This is a genomic window from Curtobacterium sp. MCSS17_005, assembly GCF_003234225.2.
In the GTDB taxonomy this organism is placed as follows: Bacteria; Actinomycetota; Actinomycetes; order Actinomycetales; family Microbacteriaceae; genus Curtobacterium; species Curtobacterium flaccumfaciens.
The window spans coordinates 2156660-2181935 of record NZ_CP126258.1; the positions used below are offsets into that span (position 1 = coordinate 2156660).

The 25276-nt window shown below is 66.3% G+C and carries 24 protein-coding genes and 1 pseudogene; 5 read left to right on the plus strand and 20 right to left on the minus strand.

All coding sequences use genetic code 11. From position 1 onward, the window contains the following. Positions 1 to 120 precede the first annotated feature (120 nt). The 7 genes from DEJ20_RS10390 to DEJ20_RS10420 all read right to left on the minus strand — a co-directional run bounded on the left by DEJ20_RS10390 (position 121) and on the right by DEJ20_RS10420 (position 6812). On the minus strand, positions 121 to 627 hold the full coding sequence (locus tag DEJ20_RS10390) for a hypothetical protein (protein WP_146245398.1): 507 nt from the start codon (positions 625 to 627) through the stop codon (positions 121 to 123). A 56-nt stretch (positions 628 to 683) separates the two neighbouring features. After that, entirely contained in the window at positions 684 to 980 is a 297-nt protein-coding gene (locus tag DEJ20_RS10395; protein WP_146245399.1) for a hypothetical protein, read from the minus strand. A gap of 163 nt (positions 981 to 1143) precedes the next feature. Beyond that, complete coding sequence (locus DEJ20_RS10400; protein ID WP_181431512.1) at positions 1144 to 1644, minus strand: ImmA/IrrE family metallo-endopeptidase; 501 nt, start codon at positions 1642 to 1644, stop codon at positions 1144 to 1146. Between the two features lie 242 nt (positions 1645 to 1886). Beyond that, positions 1887 to 4775 (minus strand): phage tail tape measure protein, encoded by a 2889-nt coding sequence (locus DEJ20_RS10405; RefSeq protein ID WP_181431513.1) that lies wholly within the window; start codon positions 4773 to 4775, stop codon positions 1887 to 1889. A gap of 556 nt (positions 4776 to 5331) precedes the next feature. Next, positions 5332 to 5727: a P27 family phage terminase small subunit gene (locus DEJ20_RS10410; protein WP_258377131.1), complete on the minus strand. Its 396-nt coding sequence runs from the start codon at positions 5725 to 5727 to the stop codon at positions 5332 to 5334. A 78-nt stretch (positions 5728 to 5805) separates the two neighbouring features. Then, the gene (locus DEJ20_RS10415) at positions 5806 to 6411 is read right to left on the minus strand and encodes a hypothetical protein (protein WP_111235034.1); all 606 of its coding nucleotides are present in this window, start codon (positions 6409 to 6411) and stop codon (positions 5806 to 5808) included. Next, complete coding sequence (locus DEJ20_RS10420) at positions 6408 to 6812, minus strand: excisionase family DNA-binding protein (protein WP_111235035.1); 405 nt, start codon at positions 6810 to 6812, stop codon at positions 6408 to 6410. The genes DEJ20_RS10415 and DEJ20_RS10420 overlap by 4 nt, the downstream gene beginning before the upstream one ends. A 44-nt stretch (positions 6813 to 6856) precedes the next feature. On the opposite strand from DEJ20_RS10420, the gene DEJ20_RS10425 reads away from it, so the two are divergent. Further along, positions 6857 to 7267: a hypothetical protein gene (locus DEJ20_RS10425; RefSeq protein WP_146245400.1), complete on the plus strand. Its 411-nt coding sequence runs from the start codon at positions 6857 to 6859 to the stop codon at positions 7265 to 7267. On the opposite strand, the gene DEJ20_RS10430 is transcribed toward DEJ20_RS10425, so the two are convergent. From DEJ20_RS10430 to DEJ20_RS10455, 6 genes are all read right to left on the minus strand, one after another. Continuing rightward, the gene (locus DEJ20_RS10430) at positions 7257 to 7670 is read right to left on the minus strand and encodes a hypothetical protein (protein WP_111235037.1); all 414 of its coding nucleotides are present in this window, start codon (positions 7668 to 7670) and stop codon (positions 7257 to 7259) included. The genes DEJ20_RS10425 and DEJ20_RS10430 overlap by 11 nt on opposite strands. Positions 7671 to 7824: 154 nt before the next feature. Then, positions 7825 to 8883, minus strand: a complete 1059-nt coding sequence (locus DEJ20_RS10435; RefSeq protein WP_111235038.1) for an AAA family ATPase — start codon at positions 8881 to 8883, stop codon at positions 7825 to 7827. Further along, on the minus strand, positions 8880 to 9182 hold the full coding sequence (locus tag DEJ20_RS10440; protein ID WP_146245401.1) for a hypothetical protein: 303 nt from the start codon (positions 9180 to 9182) through the stop codon (positions 8880 to 8882). The genes DEJ20_RS10435 and DEJ20_RS10440 overlap by 4 nt, the downstream gene beginning before the upstream one ends. Before the next feature lie 283 nt (positions 9183 to 9465). Beyond that, entirely contained in the window at positions 9466 to 9690 is a 225-nt protein-coding gene (locus DEJ20_RS10445; RefSeq protein WP_111235040.1) for a hypothetical protein, read from the minus strand. Next, the gene (locus DEJ20_RS10450; RefSeq protein WP_146245402.1) at positions 9690 to 10031 is read right to left on the minus strand and encodes a hypothetical protein; all 342 of its coding nucleotides are present in this window, start codon (positions 10029 to 10031) and stop codon (positions 9690 to 9692) included. Before DEJ20_RS10450 ends, DEJ20_RS10445 begins: the two co-directional genes overlap by 1 nt. Before the next feature lie 432 nt (positions 10032 to 10463). Continuing rightward, positions 10464 to 10631 (minus strand): helix-turn-helix domain-containing protein, encoded by a 168-nt coding sequence (locus tag DEJ20_RS10455; RefSeq protein WP_284183325.1) that lies wholly within the window; start codon positions 10629 to 10631, stop codon positions 10464 to 10466. A 176-nt stretch (positions 10632 to 10807) separates the two neighbouring features. On the opposite strand from DEJ20_RS10455, the gene DEJ20_RS10460 reads away from it, so the two are divergent. The 3 genes and pseudogenes from DEJ20_RS10460 (at position 10808) to DEJ20_RS10465 (ending at position 12461) form a co-directional block, all read left to right on the plus strand. After that, positions 10808 to 11395: a helix-turn-helix domain-containing protein gene (locus tag DEJ20_RS10460; protein WP_146245403.1), complete on the plus strand. Its 588-nt coding sequence runs from the start codon at positions 10808 to 10810 to the stop codon at positions 11393 to 11395. Then, positions 11370 to 11441, plus strand: a pseudogene (locus DEJ20_RS18125) (hypothetical protein); the annotation flags it as partial. The gene DEJ20_RS10460 and the pseudogene DEJ20_RS18125, both read left to right, overlap by 26 nt. A 252-nt stretch (positions 11442 to 11693) precedes the next feature. After that, on the plus strand, positions 11694 to 12461 hold the full coding sequence (locus DEJ20_RS10465) for a tyrosine-type recombinase/integrase (RefSeq protein ID WP_181431514.1): 768 nt from the start codon (positions 11694 to 11696) through the stop codon (positions 12459 to 12461). Here the strand turns inward: DEJ20_RS10465 and DEJ20_RS10470 are convergent. Next, complete coding sequence (locus DEJ20_RS10470; RefSeq protein ID WP_111235044.1) at positions 12442 to 12834, minus strand: DUF779 domain-containing protein; 393 nt, start codon at positions 12832 to 12834, stop codon at positions 12442 to 12444. The genes DEJ20_RS10465 and DEJ20_RS10470 overlap by 20 nt on opposite strands. After that, entirely contained in the window at positions 12834 to 14375 is a 1542-nt protein-coding gene (gene exaC, locus DEJ20_RS10475) for an acetaldehyde dehydrogenase ExaC (RefSeq protein WP_111235045.1), read from the minus strand. Before exaC ends, DEJ20_RS10470 begins: the two co-directional genes overlap by 1 nt. A gap of 151 nt (positions 14376 to 14526) precedes the next feature. Here exaC and DEJ20_RS10480 point away from each other — a divergent pair, with 151 nt between their 5' ends. Then, positions 14527 to 15066, plus strand: a complete 540-nt coding sequence (locus tag DEJ20_RS10480; protein WP_173033968.1) for an HdeD family acid-resistance protein — start codon at positions 14527 to 14529, stop codon at positions 15064 to 15066. 30 nt (positions 15067 to 15096) lie between these two features. Here the strand turns inward: DEJ20_RS10480 and DEJ20_RS10485 are convergent, their stop codons facing one another. From DEJ20_RS10485 to lgt, 5 genes are all read right to left on the minus strand, one after another. Further along, positions 15097 to 16191: a VIT1/CCC1 transporter family protein gene (locus DEJ20_RS10485; RefSeq protein WP_071244751.1), complete on the minus strand. Its 1095-nt coding sequence runs from the start codon at positions 16189 to 16191 to the stop codon at positions 15097 to 15099. A 130-nt stretch (positions 16192 to 16321) separates the two neighbouring features. After that, positions 16322 to 17767 carry a pyruvate kinase gene (pyk, locus tag DEJ20_RS10490; protein WP_017887208.1) on the minus strand — a complete coding sequence of 482 codons (1446 nt, stop codon included), beginning with the start codon at positions 17765 to 17767 and terminating at the stop codon, positions 16322 to 16324. Positions 17768 to 17946: 179 nt separating this feature from the next. After that, positions 17947 to 19404, minus strand: coding sequence for a glutamate synthase subunit beta (locus DEJ20_RS10495; RefSeq protein WP_111023053.1), 1458 nt, complete (start codon positions 19402 to 19404; stop codon positions 17947 to 17949). Next, positions 19397 to 24001 carry a glutamate synthase large subunit gene (gene gltB / locus DEJ20_RS10500; RefSeq protein ID WP_502866575.1) on the minus strand — a complete coding sequence of 1535 codons (4605 nt, stop codon included), beginning with the start codon at positions 23999 to 24001 and terminating at the stop codon, positions 19397 to 19399. The genes DEJ20_RS10495 and gltB overlap by 8 nt, the downstream gene beginning before the upstream one ends. Positions 24002 to 24226: 225 nt before the next feature. Next, positions 24227 to 25213 carry a prolipoprotein diacylglyceryl transferase gene (gene lgt / locus DEJ20_RS10505; protein ID WP_071244753.1) on the minus strand — a complete coding sequence of 329 codons (987 nt, stop codon included), beginning with the start codon at positions 25211 to 25213 and terminating at the stop codon, positions 24227 to 24229. Positions 25214 to 25276: the final 63 nt, after the last annotated feature.

Genomic DNA, 25276 nt, shown 5'->3' on the forward strand with positions numbered 1-25276 from the left:
CACGCCCGACGCAGTGCTCGTCGAGTGGGGCGAACGCTCAACACGTTAGTCAGCGTGGGTCTGTAGGAGTGAATTGAAGCACACAGGGCGATCGGTGTCGAGCGGCGCATCGCAGCTCGACTACAACGCCAGCAGCTCTCGAGGCTTCGCTTCAACGTCGAACAGGAATTGCTGGACAGCAGAATGCACGTCCGTGGCCCGATGAACTGACGTCGACGCTATCAGCGCCTGCCCGAACCATAGTTCGTCGAGTTCCTCTAACGACTTGGTGTAAACGTGCACACTTTTGGACATACCGATCGCGATGCCGAGCTCAACCAAGGAGCCGAAGCCCTTGAGATCCTCGAACCAGAAGAAAATGTCGTCTGACCGTTCTATGCCGAGACGGCAACGCTCAGCTACGAGAGCTCTGTGGTCCTCTTTAGTCATGCCGTCCGGAAGATATCCTTCAAGGCATCCTTCAGCTGCCGCACCATGAGTGCAGCGGCCGTGCGCGCAGCCATGGTCATCCGATACGAAAAAAGGACCGGCGTAAGCCAACTGCCGCTCAGCGATCCTCGGAAGGATAGCCGGCAGTCCCCAATGCATCACCTCACTGTTAGACAAAATAGTCTGCAGGCCGAGCACGTAATCGTGCCGCCAGTCATTCTTGTCGATTCTTCCCGCAAGGTATACGACGCCTGTCAACTCTTCCGCTTCTTTCGCTTCTTGTCAGGATCGGTCTTGCCGTCGAGGCTTGGGAATAGATACCTGGTAACGATTGCCATCAAGCCGACGATCTCCACGACGCCAGCACTGAACCATGCAATGAGAACAGCCGAGTCCGCCGCCGGATCGAACCTGCCGGACAGATACATGACAAGTAGGACGTCGGCTACGATTATTTGCCCAACAACAGCCACGATGATCAGAAACGCAAACAACTTCTTCAGCTGATGGTCGAACCTAATTCCGTCGAGAAGGATGTCCTCCGGACTCATGTCCTTCGTGCGGAAGAATCCGAGCAACCACCCCCAAAGCGATTTGCGCTTATGCTGAGGCTGAAACTCGGATTCAATCACAGGCTTCGCTGAAGCCGCTTGGATCCATTCATCGATCTGGGAGCGCCGGTCTTCGCCCCCCGCTTGCCCCTGTGACACTTACCTACGCCATCCCAAGGTTTGCTAGTCGATAGCTCAGGGATTCAGCCGAAACATTCAGGTTCGCGGCTATCTCTCGCGTGGAGAAGCCGAAATTCAACATCTCGGATAGGTATTCTTGGGGCATCAGGAGTGCAGCGGCAAAGGCATTAGCGTACTGCTCGTCCGCATTTGTACCCCTTGTCGCCAACTCGTCGCGCTTGTCCACCAGGGCGACTTCGTTCCATTCGTCGCGCTTCTGGCGCAAGACGACATGCCCAATCTCGTGAGCAGCAGTAAAACGCTTCCGCCGCGGATGGTCAAGGCGCTGGATATATATAGCGCCGTCATCGGCGGGATTTTTACGCAGTACCCCTGCAACATTTTCGGGAAGGTCCGCGTCGAAAACTTTCACACCCAGCGAAGCAGCGACGGCAACCGGGTTGACCGTCCGCCACCCCCCTTCGGGGATGCCCGCAACTAACGCCTTCGCATCGCGTTCTGCCTCAAGCTGCAGCTCGTTCACATCCACGTCCTCGGCTAGCCGGTCATCTGACCCGGACTGTAGCATCTTGCTCACCTTTCGTCGGTACGACCCTTCGAGCCCCGCCGTCGGCGCTTCCACCGTCAGACGCCCGTCGAGCGCACCGCCTTAGCGATCGGGTGCGGGACTGGCGCGGTTCAGGCGCGCACTTGGAAGCCCGCGGAGCTCTAGGCCAAAACACCCGGGTACGCACCGTGACGGTGCGTACCCGGATGACGAGAGACTCAGCGACCCCCTCGAATCTTCGTACGCAGCAGGAACATCGCTTCGTCCATGTCTTTCTGCTGGTTCCCGGACGACGGGAACGAGAACGCCACCGACGACGGGCCGTCATAACCAGCCGCCTGCACGGGCATCGAGAAGTACGGCGCGGCTGGCTGCGTGGTCGGGATGTTGAACCCGCCCGACGCGAACGCTTGCAGCCGCTTCCCCGTCTCTTCCCACACCGCCAACGAACGAGCACGCTTCGACGGTGCGAGCGGGATGTACGCCTCACCGCCTGTTTCCGGTTCGGCCCACACCCGCCACGCACCCGCAGGCGCAATCTCCGCAAGGTGGTTCTCGCGCATGCCGCCGTCGGCGTAGTAGTCGACCAGGCCACCGTCAGCCTTCGTCACACCACCAGTCCACGACGAAGCCGGGCTGTCATTCGTGGCCTGCACCGAAATGCGAACCACGCGCCCATTGTTCAACGTGATCAGGTTGTTGATTTTGTTCTGCGCATCCGACGTTTCCGCCAGGATCTTGATGTCCTTCGACGACGGCAAAGCGAACACCTGATCGGCGAGCTTCTTCACCTCAGCCTTGTTGAACCCCGCCGCAGTAGCCGACTCAATGAACTTCGCACGCTGATCACGCAGCGTCGCAATGTACTTGTCCGCAGCATCCTTCGACGACATCGTGGACGAATCCACCTCGAACTGCGCCTTAGCCGCCTCCTGCGCCTTACCAGCCACATCAGACAGCATTGATGCGTTCGCGGAACCCGACTCCGTGCTCTGATCCAACGACAACTTGAAGCCGTCGAGAGTCTTGTGCGACTCTTCGTACGCTTCCTTCTGCCGCTCAACCTCTTCGGAAATACCGGCAAGGCCAGCCTGGTAATCGGCGTTCGACGACACCGCGTCCTGATTCGCGCCATTGACATCGTTGAACGACTCGAGCAGCTGGTTCAGCTGATCGGTCAGCTGCTCAACCTTGTCCTGCTCTTCCAGGTACGCATCGCCGGTTTCCTTGGCAACCGTCGCGGAGTCTTCCTGAGCAAGCGCCAGTAGGTTGTGCATGCTGTCCGACTCACCCAGCGCGGTCGCCTGCTCGGTCAGAGCCTTCTTGTAGGCAGGCATAGCGTTGAGCAGCGTCTCGAGCTGGCCCTTGGAGCCGTCCGTCTCCGCAGCGAGCAGCGAGAACGCATGCTGCGCTGCGGGAAGGTCCGTTGCCGCGAGCACGCCAAGCTGCTCACCGACATCCTTGATGGCGTCCGTTGCGCCAAAATAGTCGGAGTTGAACCGGGCCATGACGTTCGTGTTGCGCTCGTCGATGTTGTCGAGCACCGCCGGCAGATCCTTCAGCTGCCCAGCGACGTCAGCCGTCCAATACTTGAAGCCCTTGCCCTGAGCGGCAGTCTCAAAGACATCCGATGCGTCTTTGGCCGTGACGAGGCTGTTGGTGAGCTCGTCCGAGCTGGCCTGCAGCGACTCGATGTACTTGCTCAGCAGGTCCACGCTGACCGTGGCCGCTGCCAGAGCGACACCCCACGGGCCGGTCAGGAACGTCGCCACGGCCTTCATGGCGGCACCCGAGCGGGTAACGGCCCCACGGACGGACTCGACACCCTTCGACACCGCAGGGATCGACGACCCCTGCAACGTGTCGAGCGCCAGCTTGAACTCGGCGATCTTCGGAATCGCCAGCAGGAAGCCGCCCGCAGCAAGCGCCGCAGCGCCTGCGATCGCCGTCAGGGTCAGTGCCGTGGACTGGACGATCGGTGGAGCGTCCGAGAACGCATCCACCATGCTCGTCACCAGCTGCACCAGTGGACGCAGCGTGCCATCAGCAGCGGCACCAGCCTTGATCGCAGCAGTATCGAACGCGCCGCCCAGCTTCTCGAGGTCGCCGGCCAGGTTGTCCTGCATGATCGCAGCAGTCTCAGCGGCGTACCCGGAGTCGTTGACCTTGTCGATCCACCCCTGCACGCCCGACTGTCCCTGCTCGAACAGGACCGATGCAGCACGCACGGCGTCGGAGCCGAATATCGTCTTGAGGGCAGCGTTCTGCTGCTCAACGGACATGCCCTTCAGTGCGTCCTGCAGAACCCCCGCGTACTGCGCGAGCCCGATGAAGTTGCCCTGCGAGTCGTACGCGCTGATGCCAAGCTGATCCATCACATCAGCGGCCTGCTTCGAGTTCGGAGTCAACGCCTGCAGCATCGACTTGAACGACGTGCCGGCGTCGGAACCAGTCAGGCCAGCCTTAGCGAATGCTGCTAGCCCGCCAGTGGTTTCCTCGATCGAAAGACCCGTCTGGTTCGCAACCAAGCCAGCCTGGTTCAGCGCCTCACCGAGATCGTGGACGGTCCCCTGCGCCTTGCCAGCCCCAGCCGCGAGAAGGTCGGCGATGTGGGGAACTTCCGAACCGGACTTGCCGAACTGCGTCATCGCGGTTGCTGCGGTCTCCGCCGCTTCGCCAACATCGAGCGACCCCGCCGCAGCGAGATCCAGCGAGCCCTTCAGACCGCCGTTCAGAACGTCCTTAGTTTGGATACCCGCCTTCGCGAGCTCTTCGATCCCGCGAGCAGCCTCCTGAGCAGAGAACGCAGTCGCGCCCCCAGCATCGATAGCCGCGTCACGCAGCAAGTTCATGTTCGCGGCGGTCTCATGCGTCGCCGCCTGCACCGCAGACATCTGCTTGTCGAACTCGGTGTACTTCGCCACCGCGATACCCACCGCAGCGAGTGCAACCGCACTGAAAGCCGTCAGGCCGCGGCCAACCTGCTCCATCGCCTGGTTCTGCTGCTCAAACTTCTGCTTCGCGTCCTCAGCGGACTTCGACACCTTGCGGTTCGCAGATTCCGCTTGCGCGAACCCCTGCACGTAACCCGCGACCTGAGCGGTCAACGTTACGCTTGTGATCCTTTCGACCATTCCTTCATCTCCAACCGGAGAATCAAGGCGCACAAAAAAACCCGCCGGGGACCCGAGCGCGCCGAGACTTCTCATCTCGTTCACGCCCGGGTGGTTTCCGGCGGGCTTACTTACGTGTCGATTCTATCGTGGGATAGCGTGAAGCATCTGCCGAATCAACCGAGCCGTTGCAACCATTCTTCAAACGCTTGCCGCAACTCGTGATGCCGAGGTGAATCGTTAACTACCTCTTCCGTTGAAGTCGAATCGTCAGGGCCGATAAGTGTGAAGACGGTCTTTTCCGACCCTCGGTTCCACCCAGAGGGACGCACAGCAGGCAGTGGATGCACCGGGCAATCCGTGGGATGAACGAGCGCCCTACGTGCAGCACGAGCCGCGGATGCTGCACCGGGGATGTCAGTCGCCCCGGCACGTTGCGCTGCACGCCACGCCCTCAGGCGCTCCAACGAACAGCGCCCAGGCCAGTCCGCCTCGACGAACTCCGACAGCCAAATGGGTCCGCTGATTCCTGCCGACCTACGCCGAGGCATCAGCGCATCCCGTAGACGCCGCGCACCCTGCGCGCCGCCGGCAGGTTGTCGTCCTCCAACGGCGGGATGCCGAGGGTAGCCAGCAGCCTCGCCAACGTCAGGCGCTGCTGACGCGCCTCCCCGACACCTGGGTGCACTCGAGAGCCCTGCGGAGAGGCGATCATCAAACCGTCAGCCTTCACCGCAGCGTCGAGCTCGACAATTCGATCCCGTGTGCGGCAAGCCTCTTCGAGCATCGCCAGTTCGTGTTGAGCCCACTCGAACTCCGAAGTGCCGGCATCCCAAAGACGACGCCCCGCGGCGTTCAAACCGCGGGGCGTCCGCACTGCACTTCCGGTGTCGTTTGAATCAGTCACTTCCGCTCCAATCCTGAGCAGCAGCAGGCGCAGGGCCAAGCGTTCTGCTGTCACGGAGAGAGACGCGCCCGCCCCGGAGGTACTGGCCCGGACGCCGCTGAGGTGCATCCCCCTGGGTCACTCGCTTGCCTCTGCGACCTGTTCGATCAGCGAGTCGGAGAGGGCGCGGATCTCGGTGGGCTTGTCAGCTTGGAACGCGAAGTCGTTGAGGGTGTTCTGCAGTGTCTGCCCTGCAGCCTCGTCGCCGTAGCGGATGTCCCACAGCTCCTGCGCTTTGGTCTCGAGGATGGAGTGGTCTTCGAGGTATCGGTTGATGACGTCGACTTCACCGTCTCCGTAGGCCTTCGCGAGGATGGCTTTGGCGAGGATGGTGTCGTTGCTGATGGCTGCCGTGTCGTAGAGAGCAGCCAGCGCCGCACCGTCTTCGGCTCGGCTGGCCCTGTCGAGCGCGTCGCGGTACGAGAGCGTGTCGGATGTGGATGCGTACTTCGGTAGGCCGAACATCTCTGCTTCGAGTGCAGTGCGGCGGCTACTGAGTGTGGCGTCTCGTTCGTCGCGCAGCTGTCCAAGCTGGTGGTTGGTGTCGCGGTAGAGCTTGGCGATGACCTGCTGCTTGGCTTCGGGGGTGAAGCGTCGGTCGTTGCGGATCTCGTCGACGCGACGCTGGTACTGCTGCCGGGTGGCCTCTGCCAGCTCGTGCTGCTTGGTGCGGGGCGTGGTCATGCTGGTTCCTTTCGTGCTTTGAAGTGCGCGAGTTGTTCGCGGTTGATTCGGTAGGCGCGACCTACCCTGTTCGCTTTGAGTCTGTTCTCACGGATTGCCTTGCGGATTGCACGATCTGTCATCGCGAGGGCGTCAGCTGCTTGTTTGGTGCTGAGCCAGTCTGATTGTGTAGCAAGTTCCGGCCTTGGCGCATTGCTGGTTCCGGTTGCGGCACTTCTCCAAGACAAAGCAGCGACTTTCAAAGCAATCAGTGACTGATCTATCTCCGCATCTTGGCCTCTATGCGCTTCGTGGTAGCGCTCGAGCTCCGCATACCGAATCAACCACGCTGCCGCTCGAGCCGAAATGAGGACAACCGGACCTTCAGTGCCATGCACCAAATCTCTCGCCTGCCGGATCATGAGCGCTCCTTACGGCGACGTCGGTTCGTCCGACAGTGCGGACCGTGACTCTTGCAACGTGCTCCGCACTCGCCACGGTGATACCCGTCCTGCTCCTCGGCGTCGCCCTCGAAGGTCGGAGCGCGCGAGCACGACTGCGCATCCGCCTCTGGTACGCCGTTGTGGTTGGCTCGACGATCGTCGCCGCGCTTGCACTGACCGCGATGGTCGTCGTCGGAGCAAACGAGTCGGGAATCGGCGATGACCTCGATTGGGTGGCTTGGGGCCTCTTCTGGTGGGTGATCGGAGGTTCGATGTTGTTCCTCACGTGGTTGGTGAGCGGGTTCGAACTCGAAGCTCGAGAGGCGGAACGCGCGCGTCTGGCAGGGGCCGCGAAGGCTGCCCAGAAGCCAGAGCTGAAGCCGACACGCTTTGACTACTTGCTGGCGTTCGTCACGGGAAAACTCAAGAGCTAGCAAGACCACCATCCATCGCCTCCTCGAAGGTCGCCCACCACTGCTTTGCGGCAGCGCGCATGTCGAGATCGGTATCGTCCGAGGCCTTGTACGCGGGCTCGAGGTAAAGCATCGCGACATGCAGGAGCGCGCCGTACAACACGTCGGGCCACGCATCGGGGCCGAGCTTGACTGTCGCAAGCGCGTGGTGGTCCACAACGGTTTGCACCATCTGGTCAGGATCGTCGGTGACGGTCGCGAGTTGGCTGGCGAGCGCGTAGCCAGCGAGGCTGATGGATCCGGCTCCGACGACGGTGCTCGGGATTCCTTCGCTGTCTTCGTAGAGCTGAGTAAGCACCTTGTTGCCGGCTGTCTCCAGCTCGTCCAGGTAGGTCTTGAGCCAGCTGCGGCTTTCGTTGGTCATGAGCGGTCCGATCGGTCGTGGTGCAGCCCGAAGGCTGGGTGGTTGAGTCGCGGGCATGTGTCGTCGTGCTCGAGGACGGCGTGGGAGACGCCTGGGCCTGAGATGTCGATGACTGCTGCGGCTGAGCAGTCGGGGCAGGCGACGGTGATCGGGTTCATGCCACGCCCTCGAACACGTCGCTCTCGTAAGGGGTGTTAGAAGCGTTAGGAGTGTTAGAACCGTCTTCGGAACTAACAGATCTAACGGAACTAACAGCAGGGCCATAGAGGCCCCGAGATGGCTTCGAGATGCGCTTCGCGTCGACCGCGCGCTTGAGGTACACGTCGAGCTGCGTCACCGGGATCGTCGGCAGCAGGTGCTGAATCTCTTGGCGGGAGACGGGGGCATCGGCCTGGTAGACGACGCCGATGATGTCGGCCATCCGATCCCCCACTCCTGCGGACACCTTGATTGCGTCAGCAGCAGCGCGGGCAGCTTCCAGCCCTCCGCCGTTGAGTGCCCAGGCCCCGGAGTCGGACAGCAGCAGCGCGTACTCACCTTCTTTCGCATCGCGTGAGGTGACGTGCAGCGTCGCACTCTGCTCCTGTCGCTCACGGCGCAACACGAGAACGGTGTCAGCTGCTCCTGCGATGCCCTGGGTGCCGCTCACAGCGTCCAGGAAGTCCTCTCCGCCGCTCTTCCGGGTGTGGTGGACGATGATGAGGGACGAGCCCGGTTCCGCGTCTGTGGTGGCCTTGAGCGCGCCCAGGAACTCGTAGTCCGCGGCGTACTGCGACTTCGTTGCTGCGGTACTCGGAAGCACCTTCCCGAGGGTGTCGAGGATGACGACGGGGTTCTGGTCGATGTTGCGGGAGATGAACTCCTTGATGGCAGGGATCACTTGACCGCCTTCGAGCGCCGTGACGAACTCAAGCCGCGGGGTGACCACCTCCGGGTTCAGCGTGCGAATGCGCTGCTGCAGGCGACGGGGACCGTCTTCGAGTGCGAGATACAAGACAGGGCGGGGCGCGCCCGTAGGTACACCGCCAAGCGCTTTCTCGCCAACGTGGAGCGAGAGCGCCAGTCCGAGCACTAGCCAGCTCTTGCCGATCTTCGGCGCTGCGACGAGCAGGGTCATGCCTTCGGGGATGATGCCGGGGACGACGTACTGGGTGGGCGGAAAGTCCTGCGCCATCAGCCAGCGGGCATCGAAGGTGGTTGGGGGTCGGGTCATTGGGTCTCCTGTCCGGAGTAGATCTGGGCGCGGATCTCGGCCGCTCGTTCTGCTGCGGCTTCTGCACCGCGGTGCTTTTGCGCCTCGAGGAAGGCATTCGTTGTCTCGTGGTCACGCGACGGCTGGCGTCGGCACACTTCGGCGTAGAGCCGGTCTGCGTCGTCGTTGGCGTGGTCGACTTCGGGTTGCCGTGACGCGCTCCCCTGCTCGAACGCGAAGACGTAGAACTGCCGAAGCGAGGGCGGCAGCTGCCTGAGCTCGACGACGCCAGCTGTGAGGTCGATCGCCAGCTGGTGCATGTACCGCTCTGCGGCCGGCGAGAGGGCGATGGTGTCCGGGTACGAGAAAGCCCCCTCGTCCTCGTTCTGTCGAGGATCTGGGGGCTTCCTGGTGCCGGACTGGCCTACGGCCACTCAGGCGGCTCCGGACGTTCGGCGTCTTGCGCAGCTTCGAGCAGGCAGATAGCCAGGCGTCGTGCCTGGTCCCCAGCTAGCTCCGTCAGGGGACGTTCGGCACGCAGCCCCACAACGCCGTTGATGGCGAGCACCGCGAACCCGTCGACCGTCGTCTTGCCCGCCGGCATCAGGCAGCCACCTGCAGAGTCGGGACCAGCATGGGCACGGCGAGCGGCTGAGTCCGCACATCGGAGACGCGAGCGACGATGGCGTGAGCCAATCGCAGCGCTTCGGATGGCGTCAGGATGAGCGAGTAACCGTCGCTGAATTGGCTCGGCTGAGCGTCGATGATCACTTCGGCGCGTCCGGTCAGAGTCATCTCGATGTCGACGAGCTTGATCACGTCGTCCATCAGGCGTCCACCTCGACTCGCTCGAACTTCCCGGTGATGACCCCTTCCCCCGGGTCGAAGGAGTAGCCGACGAGCTTGTACAAGCCGACGTACGTCATGACGAACTCGTTGGGGCGGCTGGTCACCTCATCCTGCGGGTAGTCGCCCCACTGGTACCCCGGAGTCGTGTGCAGCTGGTACTCGACCGGCGTCAGGTGACCCCATGTCGTCGCGTCGGGCATCGCGCTGATCTCTTCGCGGTTGCCCTCGTACCGGCGGTGCGTGCTGATGACCCTGTAAAGACCGTTGGGGTCAGGCTGCTTCCACTGCTTGTGGTGCCAGCCCTTCAGTTCGAGCGTCACGGTGCCGACCCGCGCAGCTACAGCGTCCCCCGAAGGGGCGCTTGCGTGGATGTCGGTGGGGCGTGAGATGATCTTGTTGTTGAGAGACAATGTCTTTTGTCCTTCGGTTTCGTGATGGTTACTGGTTGGACTTGGCCCCGGGTGTTGGCGCACCTGGGGCCGTCTTCTTGAGACGAGCACGGACGTTCCGTCCCCGTCTGGTCTCCTTCATCTCGGCTTGGCGTCCGAGGAACTTCAGGAGCTCTAGGGCGAGACGCGAGTCGAGCAGCACCGTGATGGGATGCTTGTCGTCACGCCACGGGCCGACCAACTTCCAGTCGGCGTGCGGCGACCAATCGGCGCCCGTCAGGATGTTCCTGACGGCTTGTTCGCCAGTCGGGTCGCCGTAGGCGGGGGGCGCGAGGCTTTCGTCGATCGCGCGGTCTGGCAGGTTCAGGACGCTTCCGTGAACTGCTCGTCGAGCCATGCCGCGACACCGTCGGCGTCGAACATGATTCGTCCGCCGACCTTGGCGTGAGGCGGCGCAGAGTTCTGCGCAATCATCCAACGCAGCTGCGACTCCTTCTTGCGAAGGGCCGCGGCGGTCTCCGCCAGGGTCATCAGGCTCCGGATCCGACGTGTCGGGAGATCAGGGGCAGTGGTACTCATGCTCGCTCCTTATGGTGTGAGAGTGTCGTCGCTGACTTGATATCACTGTAACACGTGATTTACGAGTACGGGTCGATGTGATCCAAATCGTGTTGTTGGTTACGGTGTCTTGCTGTACCGTCGAGAACATGGCAGCCAGCGACAAGCAAATCGGGCAGAACCTCCAGCAGCTCCGGGGAGCCCGCTCGCAGAAGGACATTGCGGAGGCGATGACCGAACACGGCTGGAAGTGGTCGCAGACCACCGTCTGGTCCATCGAGCAGGGCAAGCGCCCCCTGCGTCTCGCTGAAGCAGAGGATCTGGTGCGGGTGCTCGACCTTCAGAGCATCGTGAGCATCACAGCGCCCGCGGGCGAGTTCGAGTACCTGGTCACTCAGACTCAGCTGCAGCAAGCCCAACGCGAACTCGTACTGCAAGCGGAGAAGGTTCTCCGACTGCAGCGCCAGATGGTTGAAGAGCTGAACCAGATGCCCACGTCCACACTGGACGAAGGGGCGGTGCGCGGGCTCGAATGGGATCTTCGGGAGACTCCAGTGGAGCTGGTCTACGACCTCGCCAAGGAACACTTGCCGATGGTTCGATCACTGGCCGACCAAGGCGGGCCGTTCGGTACGGCACTGCTCGAGGGGATCGAGAAGACAGAGCTGACGCGTGCCAACGACGTGCAGTTCACGTTCGGAGAGGCATCTGATGGCGAGCATCCGACAGCGCGCTAACGGATCGTGGCGAGCCCGCTACCGAGACGACGAGGGCAAGGAACACGCAAGGCACTTCCCCCGGAAGCGAGATGCACAGGACTGGCTCGATGAGGTCACCACCTCTGTGCGAACTGGCTCGTACGTCGATCCCAAAGCCTCCCGATCCACTCTCGCGTCGTTCTATGCCGAGTGGGCACCCCGCCAGGTTTGGACCGAAGGTACGGTCAGGGCGGCGGACCGTGCAATAGCGTCGTGCACGTTCCGAGATGTTCCGTTCGGGAAGCTGAAGCGCTCGCATGCGGAGTCATGGATCAAGGTGCTCGAACAGGACCTTGCAGCCTCAACTGTTCGCACCCGAGTGAAGTACGTCCGCGGCGCGCTGCGCGGCGCGGTTCTCGACGGCTACCTCGGCAAAGACCCCACTCTCGGGCTTCGGCTTCCCGCAGTCCGCAAGCTCGAGCACACGATGCGGATCCCAACACCCGCAGAGGTAGGAGCAATCCGAGAGCTCGCGGAGCCTTTTTTGCTGCCACTGCTCGACCTGATGGCCTTCGCCGGCATGCGCATCGGTGAAGCCTCCGCAGTTCAGGTGAGCGACGTCGACTTCATGCGCAGGACTGTCCACGTTGCGCGACAGATTCAGAACCGCACCGGCCGACGCGAGATCTGCGCGCCCAAGCATGGGAGTGAGCGCAGCATCCCGGCACCCGATGCGCTCATGAACCGGCTCGGCGTGCACCTCAGCGAGCAAGGCGTCTACGAGGGCGGTTGGTTCCTGCCAGGCGATCCGCCCTCCCCCGCTGCCCTTCGAGCGTGGTTCAACAAGGCCTGTGCGGCAGCAGGAGTGGTTGGCCTCACCCCGCACGACTACCGGCACTTCTACGCGTCAGGCCTCATCCGCGCTGGACTCGACGCAGTGTCTGTCGCACGAGCGATGGGGCACGCGTCTCCGACGATCACTCTCAGCACTTACGCCCATCTGTTCCCAGACGCAGCCGACCGAACCAAGTCCGCAGCTGCGGACCTGATCGGGTCGACCGAGCATTCTGCGGACGATCTGCGGACTATCGCCGCTGAGGCGTGAGCCCTAGGGCTTCCAGTTCGGGTTCCGTGAGCATGCGTGAGCGGGTCAAGAAGCGCTTCCCATCAGGACTTTCCACCGAGAACCCGCCGCCCCGACCGTCGACCACGTCGATCGTCAGGTGCGTGTACTTCCAGTACTCGAACTGCGACACCGACATGTACACCTCGACCGGGTCGAGGCCGTCCACCTGCAACGCGCCGAGCAGGACGTCCCCCGGGCCGGTCCGGAACATGCCGACGGGGTAGCACATCGGGCTCGAGCCGTCGCAGCAGCCGCCGGATTGGTGGAACATCAGCGGGCCGTGCCGGGCGGTGAGGGCGCGCAGGAGCTCCCCCGCCGCCGGCGTCACCGCGACGCGTGCGGTGTCGGGCATCAGAAGAAGCCCATCGGTCCATCGGCGTAGGAGACGAGCAGGTTCTTCGTCTGCTGGTAGTGGTCGAGCATCATCTTGTGGTTCTCGCGCCCGATGCCAGACTGCTTGTAGCCACCGAAGGCCGCACCCGCCGGGTACTGGTGGTACGTGTTCGACCACACCCGCCCGGCCTGGATGTCACGTCCGGCGCGGTACAGGGTCGTGACGTCACGGCTCCACACCCCGGCGCCGAGCCCGTACAGGGTGTCGTTGGCCGTGGCGATCGCGTCGTCGTAGCCGCTGAAGGACGTCAGCGCGAGCACGGGCCCGAAGATCTCCTCCTGGAAGATCCGCATCGAGTTGTCGCCCTCGAACACCGTCGGCGTGACGTAGTAGCCGCCGGAGAGTTCGCCGCCCAGGTCGGCGCGCTCGCCACCGGTCAGGAGCTTCGCGCCCTCCTGCTTGCCGATGTCGATGTAGCTCAGGATCTTCTCGAGCTGGTCGTTGGACGCCTGGGCGCCGATCATCGTCGACAGGTCGAGCGGATGGCCCTGCTTGACGGCACGGACGCGCTCCAGGCCGTCGGCGACGAACGCGTCGTAGATCTCCTTCGCCACGAGTGCCCGGGACGGACACGTGCAGACCTCGCCCTGGTTGAGGTTGAAGAACGTGAAGCCCTCGAGCGCCTTGTCGTAGAAGGAGTCCTTCTCGGCCGCCACGTCGGGGAAGAACACGTTCGGGCTCTTGCCGCCGAGCTCGAGCGTCACCGGGATGAGGCTCTGCGAGGCGTACTGCATGATCAGCCGCCCGGTGGTGGTCTCCCCCGTGAAGGCGATCTTCCGGATGTCCGGGTGCTGCGCGAGCGGTGCGCCGACCTCGATGCCGAAGCCGTTGACGACGTTGAGCACCCCGGCGGGCAGCAGGTCGCGGATGAGCTCGACGAGCACGTGGATGGACGCCGGGGTCTGCTCGGCGGGCTTCAGCACGACGCAGTTGCCGGCGGCGAGGGCCGGTGCGAGCTTCCACACCGCCATCAGGATCGGGAAGTTCCAGGGGATGATCTGCCCGACGACGCCGAGCGGTTCGTGGAAGTGGTACGCCACGGTGTCGTGGTCGATCTCGCCGGCGGAGCCCTCCTGTGCACGGATCGCCCCGGCGAAGTACCGGAAGTGGTCGATGGCGAGCGGGATGTCGGCGCCGAGGGTCTCGCGGATCGGCTTGCCGTTCTCCCACGTCTCCGCGACGGCGAGCATCTCGAGGTGCTCCTCCATGCGGTCGGCGATCTTGTTGAGGATGACGGCGCGCTCGGCCGCGCTCGTCCGGCCCCAGGCCGGGAACGCCTTCCACCCGGCGGCGACGGCGCGGTCGACGTCCGTGGAGTCGCCGCGTGCGACCTCGGTGAAGACCTTGCCGGTGACGGGCGTCGGGTTCTCGAAGTACTGCCCGCTGGCGGACGGCACGTACTCGCCGCCGATGAAGTGGTCGTACCGGGATCGGTACTCGACCAGGGAGCCGGGCTCGCCGGGTGCGGCGTAGCTGGTGGGCGAGGGTGCGATGGTCATGGTGGTGCCCTTTCGACGACGCTGTCGGGGCGCACGGGTCGCGCGCCTGCTCCGCACGGTACGACTGCGCGGGTTGCAGGTCGTTGCACGGCCCCCGGCTCCGACGGGTAGCGTGCTGGGCACCAGCGCTGGCGATCAGGGAGGAGCGCTCGTGGATTCTCGTGCCGTCAGGACGTTCCGGGTGTTCGTCGTCGTCACCGCCGTCGTCGCCATCGCACTGGGCATCGTGGCCATCGTCTGGCCCCGCCCGTCGCTCGTGCTCGTGGCGCTGCTGTTCGGCGTGTACCTCGTCGTGGCCGGGGCACTGCGCGTCTTCGCCGCGGTGCGGGGCCACGGCACCCGGCCGGTGTGGCGGTGGACGTCCGGCATCGTCGGCGGCCTGGTCGCGGTCGCGGGGCTCGTGACGCTGCTCGACCCGGCGATCCCGCTCGTCGTCTACGCCGTGCTCGCCGGGGTCGGGTTCCTGATCGAGGGGGTCGCCGCGATCGTCGGCGGCTTCGTCGGCCACCCGGGATCGTCACGCGTCCCGACCGTCGTCAGCGGCGTGCTGTCGATCATCGGGGGCATCGTCGTGCTCGTCGCGCCCGGACTCGCGCTCACCGTCTTCATGGTCTTCGCGGGCATCGCGCTCATCGTCGTCGGGGCCGCGGCCCTGCTGCTCCTGCCGCCGCGGGCCGCCGTCCGCCGGTAGCCGCCGTCCGCCGGTAGCCACCGTCCGCCGCTAGGCCGAGCCGGTGCCGAAGAGCAGCCCGAGTGCGTAGGTGACGATCGCCGCACCGAACCCGATGGCGAGCTGCCGGAAGGCCCGCTTGCCGGGGGACGCTCCGCTGAGCACGCCGACGACGGCACCGGTGCCGAGCAGGGCGATGCCCACCAGCCCACCGGCCACCGCGATCGCCGGCCACCCCTGCATGCCGAACAGGAACGGCAGCACCGGGATGATCGCGCCCGAGGCGAAGAAGCAGAAGCTCGACACCGCGGCGCTCAGCCCGGTGCCGACCGCCTCGTGGTCGTCCGCGACCGCGGTCGAACCCGTCGCCGGCCGCCGCTCACCGATGCCGGACAGCACCTGGGCGGCGTGCTCGGTCGCCTCGGCCTCGGACATCCCGCGCGCGCGGTAGACCAGCGCGAGCTCGTTCGCGTCGACGTCGAGGTCCGACACCGCCCTGCCGGCCTCGGGGTGCGGCGCGGACGCCTCGAGCAGTTCGCGTTGCGACCGGACGGAGACGTACTCCCCCGCCCCCATCGACAACGCGCCGGCGAGCAGGCCGGCGATGCCGCTCAGCAGCACGAAGTGCCGGTCGGCCCCCGAGGCACTGATGCCGATGATGAGCGCCAGGTTGGACACCAGGCCGTCGTTCGCGCCGAACACCGCCGCCCGGAACGTGCCGGACAGCCGCATCCGGCCCCGGTTCGCGAGCCCGCGCACGACCTCGCCGTGGATCCGCTCGTCGGCGGCCATCCGCGCGGTCGCGTCCGAGTCGTCGGCGTACGGCGAGCGGTCCTCGGCGCGCTGCATGAGCGCGAGGACGAAGACCGACCCGAACCGCTTTGCGAGCACGGCGAGCACCCGGGTGCGCAGGCTCCCCCGCTGCGGCCGTCCGACGTCGTCGCCGAGCAGGTCGAGCCAGTGGTCGGCGTGCCGTCCCTCGGCCTCGGCCAGCGCGGCGAGGATCTCGCGCTCCTCGCCGGAACGGCGGGCAGCGAGGTTGCGGTACACGGCCGCCTCGGCACGTTCGTCGGCCAGGTAGCGACGCCAGCGGCGGACGTCGGCGCGCGGCGCCGGGGTGTCGGATCGGAGGCTCACAGCGACCATCCTGCCGCCTGCGGCCGACGTCCGGTCACCACCAGGGCCGTGGAGACGCGGCAGGGCGCGGACCGGAAGCGGTCGGTGCTGCGCGCACCGTGCCTCCCGTCCGCGCCCTGGTGGCGACGGATCCGACGGATCAGTCCCGGACGTACGCCGGGGCGGCCTCGGCGTGGGCGTCGCCCACCCGGTGCACGCGCAGGTCGTTCGTCGAGCCCTCGATGCCGGGAGGGGACCCGGCCGTCACGATGACGCGGTCGCCGGGGGCGGCCAGGCCGTTCTCGAGGAGGACGTCGTCCACCTGCGAGAAGAGCTCGTCGGTATGGGTCTTCCGCTCCACCAGGAACGAACGGACACCCCAGGTGAGGGCCATCCGGCGGCGCGTGGCCTCGTTCGGGGTGAAGGCGATGATCGGCAGACCGTGGCGCAGGCGCGACATGCGTCGGGCCGAGTCACCGGACTCGGTGAAGACGCAGAGGTACGAGGCCTCGGTGAACTCGGCGATCTCGACGGCGGCGAGGGTGATCGCACCACCGAGGGTGCGCGGCTTGGTGCCGAGCGGGGCGATGCGCTCGAGACCGTGGTCCTCGGTGGACTCGACGATGCGGGCCATGGTGCGGACGGTCTGCACCGGGTACTCACCGACGCTCGTCTCGCCGGACAGCATGACCGCGTCGGCACCGTCGAGGACGGCGTTCGCGACGTCGGACGTCTCGGCGCGGGTGGGGATCGGCGACGAGATCATCGACTCGAGCATCTGCGTCGCGACGATGACCGGCTTCGCCATGCGGCGGGACAGCTCGACGGCGCGCTTCTGCACGATCGGGACGGCCTCGAGCGGGAGCTCGACGCCGAGGTCACCGCGGGCGACCATGATGCTGTCGAAGGCGTCGATGATCTCCTCGAGCGCGTCCACCGCCTGGGGCTTCTCGACCTTGGCGATGACCGGCAGGCGCTTGCCCTCTTCGTCCATGATCTCGTGGGCACGCACGACGTCGCTCGCGTTGCGCACGAACGACAGCGCGATGAGGTCGGCGCCCTGGCGGATCGCCCAGCGCAGGTCGGCCTCGTCCTTCTCGCTCAGCGCGGGGACGTTGACGGCGACACCGGGCAGGTTGATGCCCTTGTTGTTGGACACCGTACCGGGGACGACCACCTCGGTGCGGACCCGCACGCCGTCGGTGTCGAGGACACGGAGGCGGACACGGCCGTCGTCGATGAGCAGCGGGTCGCCGGGCTTGACGTCCTGCGGCAGGCCCTTGAACGTCGTGCCGCAGATCTCCTTCGAGCCGGGGACGTCCTCGGTCGTGATGGTGAAGATGTCACCGACCGCCAGGTCGTGCGGGCCGTCGGCGAACCGTGCCAGACGGATCTTCGGACCCTGCAGGTCGACGAGGATCGCGACGGGCTTGCCGAGTTCTTCGGCGGCACGACGGACGTTGACGTAGTTGGCCTCGTGGACGCTGTAGTCACCGTGGCTGAGGTTGAGGCGGGCGACGTCGACGCCCGCTTCGATGATCTCCTTGACGGTCTCGTAGTCCGACGTTGCCGGTCCGAGCGTCGAAACGATCTTTGCGCGTCTCAATGGATTCCTTCGTGGTGGTGGATGGAGCTTGGGTTTCCGCGCTGTGGGGCCGCGCGGAACGAAGCGAGGCCACCAGCACCCTACCGAGTGCTGGTGGCCTCACGCTCACGGGAGCGTGAGCATCTGGTGGAGACGGTCCGCCGTCCGGCGGCGGTCCGACATCTGGTGCGCGTCCGACATCAGACGGAGATCGCCCGGTCGGTCGCCTTGACCGGTGCAGGCAGGATCGTGGAGCCTTCGAGGTACTCGTCGACCTGCGCGGCCGCGGCACGGCCCTCGGCGATCGCCCACACGATGAGCGACTGCCCACGACCCGCGTCGCCGGCGACGAACACGCCGGCCTCGTTGGTCGCGTAGTCGGCACGGCGGTCGAGCGCCCCGGAGACCGTGGTCGGCAGACCGAGCTGCGGCTCGATCGTGTCCGACTCGGGGCCGGTGAAGCCCATCGCGATGAGGACGAGATCGGCCGGGATCTCCCGCTCGCTGCCCGCCTTCGGGACCCGTCGGCCGTCGAGGTACTCGGTCTCGGCGACCCGCAGTGCGCGGACCTCGCCGGCGTCGTTCGACAGGAACTCGACGGTGGAGGCGAGGAAGTGCCGCTCGCCGCCCTCTTCGTGGGCGCTCGTGATCTCGAACACGGTCGGGAACATCGGCCACGGCTGGTCGGACGGACGCTCGAGCGGCGGCTGCTTGCCGATCGCCAGGTTCGTCACGCTCAACGCGCCCTGGCGGTGGGCGGTGCCGATGCAGTCCGCGCCGGTGTCGCCGCCGCCGATGACGACGACGTGCTTGCCCTCGGCAGTGATCTGGTTGTCGACCGTCGTGCCCGCGTTCGCCTTGTTCTGCTGGACCAGGTAGTCCATGGCGAAGTGCACGCCCTCGAGGTCGCGCCCCGGGATCGGCAGGTCGCGCGGCACCGTTGCACCGGTGGCGACGACGACCGCGTCGTAGCGCGACTTCAGGTCGTCCCAGGTGATGTCCTTGCCGATCTCGACCCCGGCACGGAACCGGGTGCCCTCGGCCTGCATCTGGGCGAGGCGCGCGTCGATCTGGCGCTTCTCCATCTTGAAGTCCGGGATGCCGTAGCGGAGCAGGCCGCCGATGCGGTCGTCCCGCTCGTAGACGGCGACCGTGTGGCCGGCACGCGTGAGCTGCTGCGCGGCGGCGAGCCCGGCGGGGCCGGAGCCCACGACGGCGACGGTCTTGCCCGTCAGGCGCTCCGGCGGGTGCGGCGTGACCCAGCCGTTCTGGAACGCCTGGTCGATGATCGAGACCTCGACCTGCTTGATCGTCACCGGGGGCTGGTTGATGCCGAGCACGCACGACGACTCGCACGGGGCGGGGCAGAGCCGACCCGTGAACTCCGGGAAGTTGTTCGTCTCGTGCAGGCGCTCGATCGCCTGGCGGCCCTCACCGCGCCACGTCAGGTCGTTCCACTCCGGGATCAGGTTGCCGAGCGGGCAGCCCTGGTGGCAGAACGGCACGCCGCAGTCCATGCAGCGGCCGGCCTGGCGCTTCAAGACGCCGGACTCCTGCTGCTCGTAGACCTCTTTCCAGTCCATGAGCCGCACGGGCACGGGTCGCCGGGGCGGGAGTTCGCGTTCCTGGACCTTCAGGAATCCCTTGGGGTCAGCCACCGGTCACCTCCATGATCCTGTTCCAAACGATGTCACCGTCGGGGTCGAGCCCCTCGTCGACGGCCTGTCTGCGCGTCTCGAGCACCGCAGCGTAGTCGCGCGGCAGCACCTTGACGAAGTCGCTCAGGTCTCCGGACGCCAGCAGGTCGGACGCGAGCGTCGACCCCGTCTCGTCGGCGTGCCGGGTGAGCAGGTCGGTGACGATCTCGACGTCGGCGCTGTCGAGCGCCTCGAGCCGGAGCTCGCCGGACGCCAGGGCGTCGGTGTTCACGTGCTCCTCGCGGAGCCCACGGACGTACGCCGTTCCACCGGACATGCCGGCACCGAGGTTCCGGCCGGTCTCGCCGAGGATGAGCGCGAGCCCGCCCGTCATGTACTCGAGCGCATGGTCGCCCACGCCCTCGACGACGGCCGTGGCACCGGAGTTCCGCACCAGGAACCGCTCGCCCACGATGCCGCGGATGAACATGCTGCCCTGGGTGGCGCCGTACCCGATGACGTTGCCGGCGATGACGTTCTCGGCGGGGTCGAAGCCCGAACCGGCGTCGGGGCGGACGACGATCTGGCCGCCGGAGAGCCCCTTGCCGACGTAGTCGTTGCTGTCGCCGACGAGCCGCAGCGTGATGCCCGCCGGCAGGAACGCGCCGAGCGACTGCCCGGCGGAACCGCGCAGCGTCACGTCGATCGAACCGTTCGGCAGACCGTGTTCGCCGTGCCGCAGGGTCACCTGGTGGCCGAGCATGGTGCCGACGGCGCGCTCGGTGTTGCGGATGGGCAGGTCGAGCGCGATCGAACCGCCGTGGTCGAGCACGTCCGCGGTCTGCTGGATGAGCTGCACGTCGAAGTGCTGGTCCAGCTCGTGGTCCTGCTCGCGGTGGTGGCGGCGCGGTTCGGCGTCGTCGAAGTGCGGTCCCTTGAGCACCGGCGCGAGGTCGAGCCCGGAGGCCTTCCAGTGCTCGACGGCACGGTCGACGTCGAGCGCGTCGGTCTGCCCGATCGCCTCGTCGAGGCTGCGGAAGCCGAGCTCGGCGAGGAGCTCGCGGACCTCTTGCGCGATGAACTCGAAGAAGTTCACGACGAACTCTGGCTTGCCGGAGAACCGCTTGCGGAGCTCGGGGTTCTGCGTGGCGACGCCGACCGGGCAGGTGTCCAGGTGGCAGACGCGCATCAGGATGCAGCCCTCGACCACGAGCGGGGCGGTCGCGAAGCCGTACTCCTCGGCACCGAGCAACGCGGCCACGACGACGTCGCGCCCGGTCTTCATCTGCCCGTCCACCTGCACGACGACGCGGTCGCGCATGCCGTTCAGCATGAGCGTCTGCTGGGTCTCGGCCAGGCCGATCTCCCACGGGGTGCCGGCGTGCTTGAGCGAGTTCAGCGGGCTCGCGCCGGTGCCGCCGTCGTGGCCGGACACGAGCACGACGTCGGCCAGGGCCTTCGTCACACCGGCCGCGACCGCACCGATGCCGGACTGACTCACGAGCTTCACGTGGACGCGGGCGGCCGGGTTGGCGCGCTTGACGTCGAAGATCAGCTGCTTGAGGTCCTCGATCGAGTAGATGTCGTGGTGCGGCGGCGGCGAGATGAGGCCGACGCCAGCTGTCGCGTGCCGGGTGCGGGCCACCCACGGGTAGACCTTCGCCGGGGGCAGCTGACCGCCCTCGCCGGGCTTCGCGCCCTGCGCCATCTTGAGCTGGATGTCGGTGGCGTGCGTGAGGTACATGCTCGTCACGCCGAACCGGCCGGAGGCGACCTGCTTGATCGCGCTGCGGCGCTCGGGGTCGAGGAGTCGGTCGACGTCCTCGCCGCCCTCGCCCGTGTTCGATCGGCCACCGAGTCGGTTCATCGCGATGGCGAGCGTCTCGTGGGCCTCCTTCGAGATGGACCCGTAGGACATCGCACCGGTGTTGAACCGCTTGACGATCGACTCGATCGACTCGACCTCGTCGAGTGCGATGGGCTTCCGAGCGCCCTGCTTGAACCGGAACAGCCCGCGGAGCGTCATGAGCTGCTCGGACTGGTCGTCCACGGCGCTGGAGTACTCGCGGAAGATGTCGTACCGGCGGGCACGGGTGGCGTGCTGCAGGCGGAACACCGTGTCCGGGTTGAACAGGTGCGGCGGGCCCTGACGGCGCCACTGGTACTCGCCACCGATCTGCAGCCGCTCGTGGGACAGCACCGCACCGTCCTGCGGGTACGCCTGGGCGTGCCGCTCGGCGTTCTCCTTGGCGATGACGTCGATGTCGACGCCGCCCAGGATCGACGAGGTGCCCGTGAAGTACTTGTCGACGAACTCCTGGCTGAGCCCGACGGCCTCGAACGCCTGCGCACCGGCGTAGCTGGACACCGTGGAGATGCCCATCTTCGACATGATCTTCAGCACGCCCTTGCCGAGCGCCTTGATGACGTTCTTGACGGCCTGCTCCGGGGTGATCCCGGGGATCATGCCGGCGCGGACCAGGTTCTCGCAGGTCTCCATCGCCAGGTACGGGTTGATCGCCGAGGCGCCGTACCCGATGAGGGTCGCCACGTGGTGGACCTCGCGCACGTCGCCCGCCTCGACGATGAGCCCAACCTTCATGCGCTGCTCGGTGCGGATCAGGTGGTGGTGGACCGCTGCGAGGAGCAGGAGGCTCGGCACCGGTGCCTGCTCGGAGTTGCCGTCGCGGTCGGACAGCACGATGAACTGCTTGCCGGACTCGATCGCGGCGTCGACCTCGTCGCACACGGCGGCGATGCGCTTCTGCATCGCCTTCTTGCCGGCGTCGACGCGGTACAGACCCTTGATCGTGACGGTCAGGTGGCGACCCGACTCGGTCTCGAAGTGCTGGACCTTGGCGAGCTGGTCGTTGTCGATCACCGGGAAGTCGAGCGTGATCTGCTTCGCGTGCTCGGGACCGGCGGAGAGCAGGTTGCGCTCCGGACCGAGTCCCATCCCCATCGAGGTGATGACCTGCTCGCGGATCGAGTCGAGCGGCGGGTTGGTCACCTGCGCGAACTGCTGCGTGAAGTAGTCGAAGAGCAGGCGCGGACGCTCCGACAGCACGGCGATCGGGGTGTCCGAGCCCATCGCGCCGAGGGGTTCGGCACCCGCTGCCGCCATCGGGCGCAGCAGGATGCGGACTTCTTCCTCGGTGTACCCGAACGCGCGCTGACGACGGGTGACCGACGCCGGGGTGTGCACGATGTGCTCGCGCTCCGGCAGGTCGTTGAGGTTGATGCGTCCGGCTTCGAGCCAGTCGCCCCAGGGACCGGAGGCGGCGAGCTCGCGCTTGACCTCGTCGTCCTCGATGATGCGGCCGGCCTCGGTGTCCACCAGGAACATCCGGCCCGGACGCAGGCGGCCCTTGCGCACGACCTTGGCGGCCGGCACGTCGATGACCCCGGTCTCGGAGCCCATCACGATGAGGCCGTCGTCGGTGACCAGGAAGCGTCCGGGGCGCAGGCCGTTGCGGTCGAGGGTGGCGCCGACGAGCGAGCCGTCGGTGAAGGTGATCGCGGCGGGACCGTCCCACGGCTCCATGAGCATCGAGTGGTACTCGTAGAACGCGCGGAGGTCCGGGTCCATCCCGACCTGGTTCTCCCACGCCTCGGGCACCATCATCGACACGGCATGCGGCAGGGTCCGGCCGGTCAGGGTCAGCAGCTCGAGGACCTCGTCGAACGAGGCCGAGTCGCTCGCCCCCGGGCTCACGATGGGCAGCAGCGGGGCCATGTCGCCGAGCAGTTCGCTCTCGAGCTGCGACTGGCGGGCGCGCATCCAGTTGCGGTTGCCGCGCACGGTGTTGATCTCACCGTTGTGGGCGATCGTCCGGAACGGCTGCGCGAGCGGCCACGACGGGAACGTGTTGGTGGAGTAGCGCGAGTGCACGATCGCGAGCTTCGACGCGAAGCGCTCGTCGCTGAGGTCCGGGTAGAACGGCTCGAGCTGGAGCGTCGTGACCATGCCCTTGTAGACCATGGTGCGGCTCGACAGCGACATGAAGTACAGGTCGTTGTCGTGCTCGGCGCGCTTGCGGAGCCGGAAGGCCTGGCGGTCCAGCGCGATGCCGCTCCACGATGCACCGTGCACGTCGTGCCGGATGGAGGCGACGAACAGCTGCTCGAACGCCGGCATCGCGGCACGGGCCAGCGTGCCGAGGACCTCCGGACGCACCGGGACCTCGCGCCACCCGAGGACCTTCAGGCCCTCTTCGCGGGCGAGCCGCTCGACGGCGCCCTTCACCGCGTGGCGCGCGTCGTCGTCCAGGGGCAGGTAGGCGGTACCGACGGCGTACTCCCCCGCTGCCGGCAGCTCGAAGGGCACGACGGCCCGGAGGAACTCGTCGGGCACCTGGCACAGGATGCCCGCGCCGTCACCGGTGCCCGCGTCGGAGCCCACGGCACCGCGGTGCTCGAGGTTCCGGAGCGCACCGAGGGCCGCGTCGACGATGTCGTGCCCGGGCGTACCGCGCAGGGTCGCGACCATCGCGAGACCGCAGGCGTCCTTCTCGTTCGCCGGGTCGTACATGCCCGTCGCGTCCGGGATCGCGGAGAAGCGGCGGTGCGGCGGCACGAGGCTCGTCGGTGCCGAGGGCTGGGTTGGCTGGAGCGCCATGGGGAACCGTCCTCACGAGGAAGTGGAACAGGGACAGCGGTGGCCCGGTGGTGCGTTCCGCCCGAGCGGGCGGGACTGGTGCCCGTGCCCGCCGTCAGTGAGTTGCCCTGCCGGCCGGCGAGGTTGCTGGGCCCCGCTTGTGGCGGAGACCGTCTGTTGCTGCTGCTGCTGGTGGTACTGCGCGTGACCGGTGGGTCGTCGGGAGCGGGTGCTCCCACCACGGGATCAGCGAGTGGTCGTGACCGGTTCGTCGCTCGTGACGCCGTCTGCTGCGTCGTCATCGTGCTCCGAGAAGGTGTCCTCGGAGTCTACAACGGAGGTCGGACGGGGCCCGCGACCCGGCAGGTACGGGCTCGGCTCCTTGCCGGTGTGCCGGCGGCTCTGCACCACGAAGATCAGGATGCCGATCACGACCGCGGCGAGGGCCACCCACACGTTGGTGCGGACGCCGAAGAAGGTCTCGCTCGTGTCGACGCGGATGGACTCGAGCACCGAGCGCCCGGCGCCGTACCAGATCAGGTACAGGCCGAGGACCTTGCCCCACTGCAGCGTGAACTTGCGCGCCAGGAAGAGGATGACGACGACACCGAGGACGTTCCAGATGATCTCGTACAGGAAGGTCGGGTGGAACAGCGTGCCCTCGGGCAGGCCCTTCGGGAACGCGGCGTTGCTCGAGTCGATCTCGAGGCCCCAGGGCAGGCTCGTCGGCATGCCGAAGAGCTCCTGGTTGAAGTAGTTGCCCAGACGGCCGAAGGCCTGTGCGAGCAGGACGCCCGGCACCACGGCGTCGATGAACGACGTGAACCGCAGGCCCACCTGGCGGCAGCCGATCCACGCGCCGACCGACCCGAGGATGAGCGCGCCGAAGATGGCGAGCCCGCCCTCCCAGATGTACAGGAAGGACAGCGGGTCGATGCCGGGGCCGAAGTAGTCGGACACGTGGGTGAACACGTGGAAGAGACGACCGCCGATGATGCCGGCGGGGACGGCCCAGATCGCGATGTCGATGATGATCCAGCGTTCGACACCACGGGCGTTGAGTCGGCGGTTCGCCAGGACGACCGCGGCGACGATCCCGATCAGGATGCAGATCGCGTACGCGTGGATGCGGAAGTCGAGGGGCAGCGACCAGCCGAACGCGTCGCGCAGCCAGGCGGTCAGGTCGAAGTACTGCCAGGCGGTGCTCGGGCTCGGGATGCTCAGGAGGGGCATGGAGGTGCTGTCGCCTTTCGGAACTGACGGGGCGCGGTCGACGTGGCGTCGGCCTCGCTCACT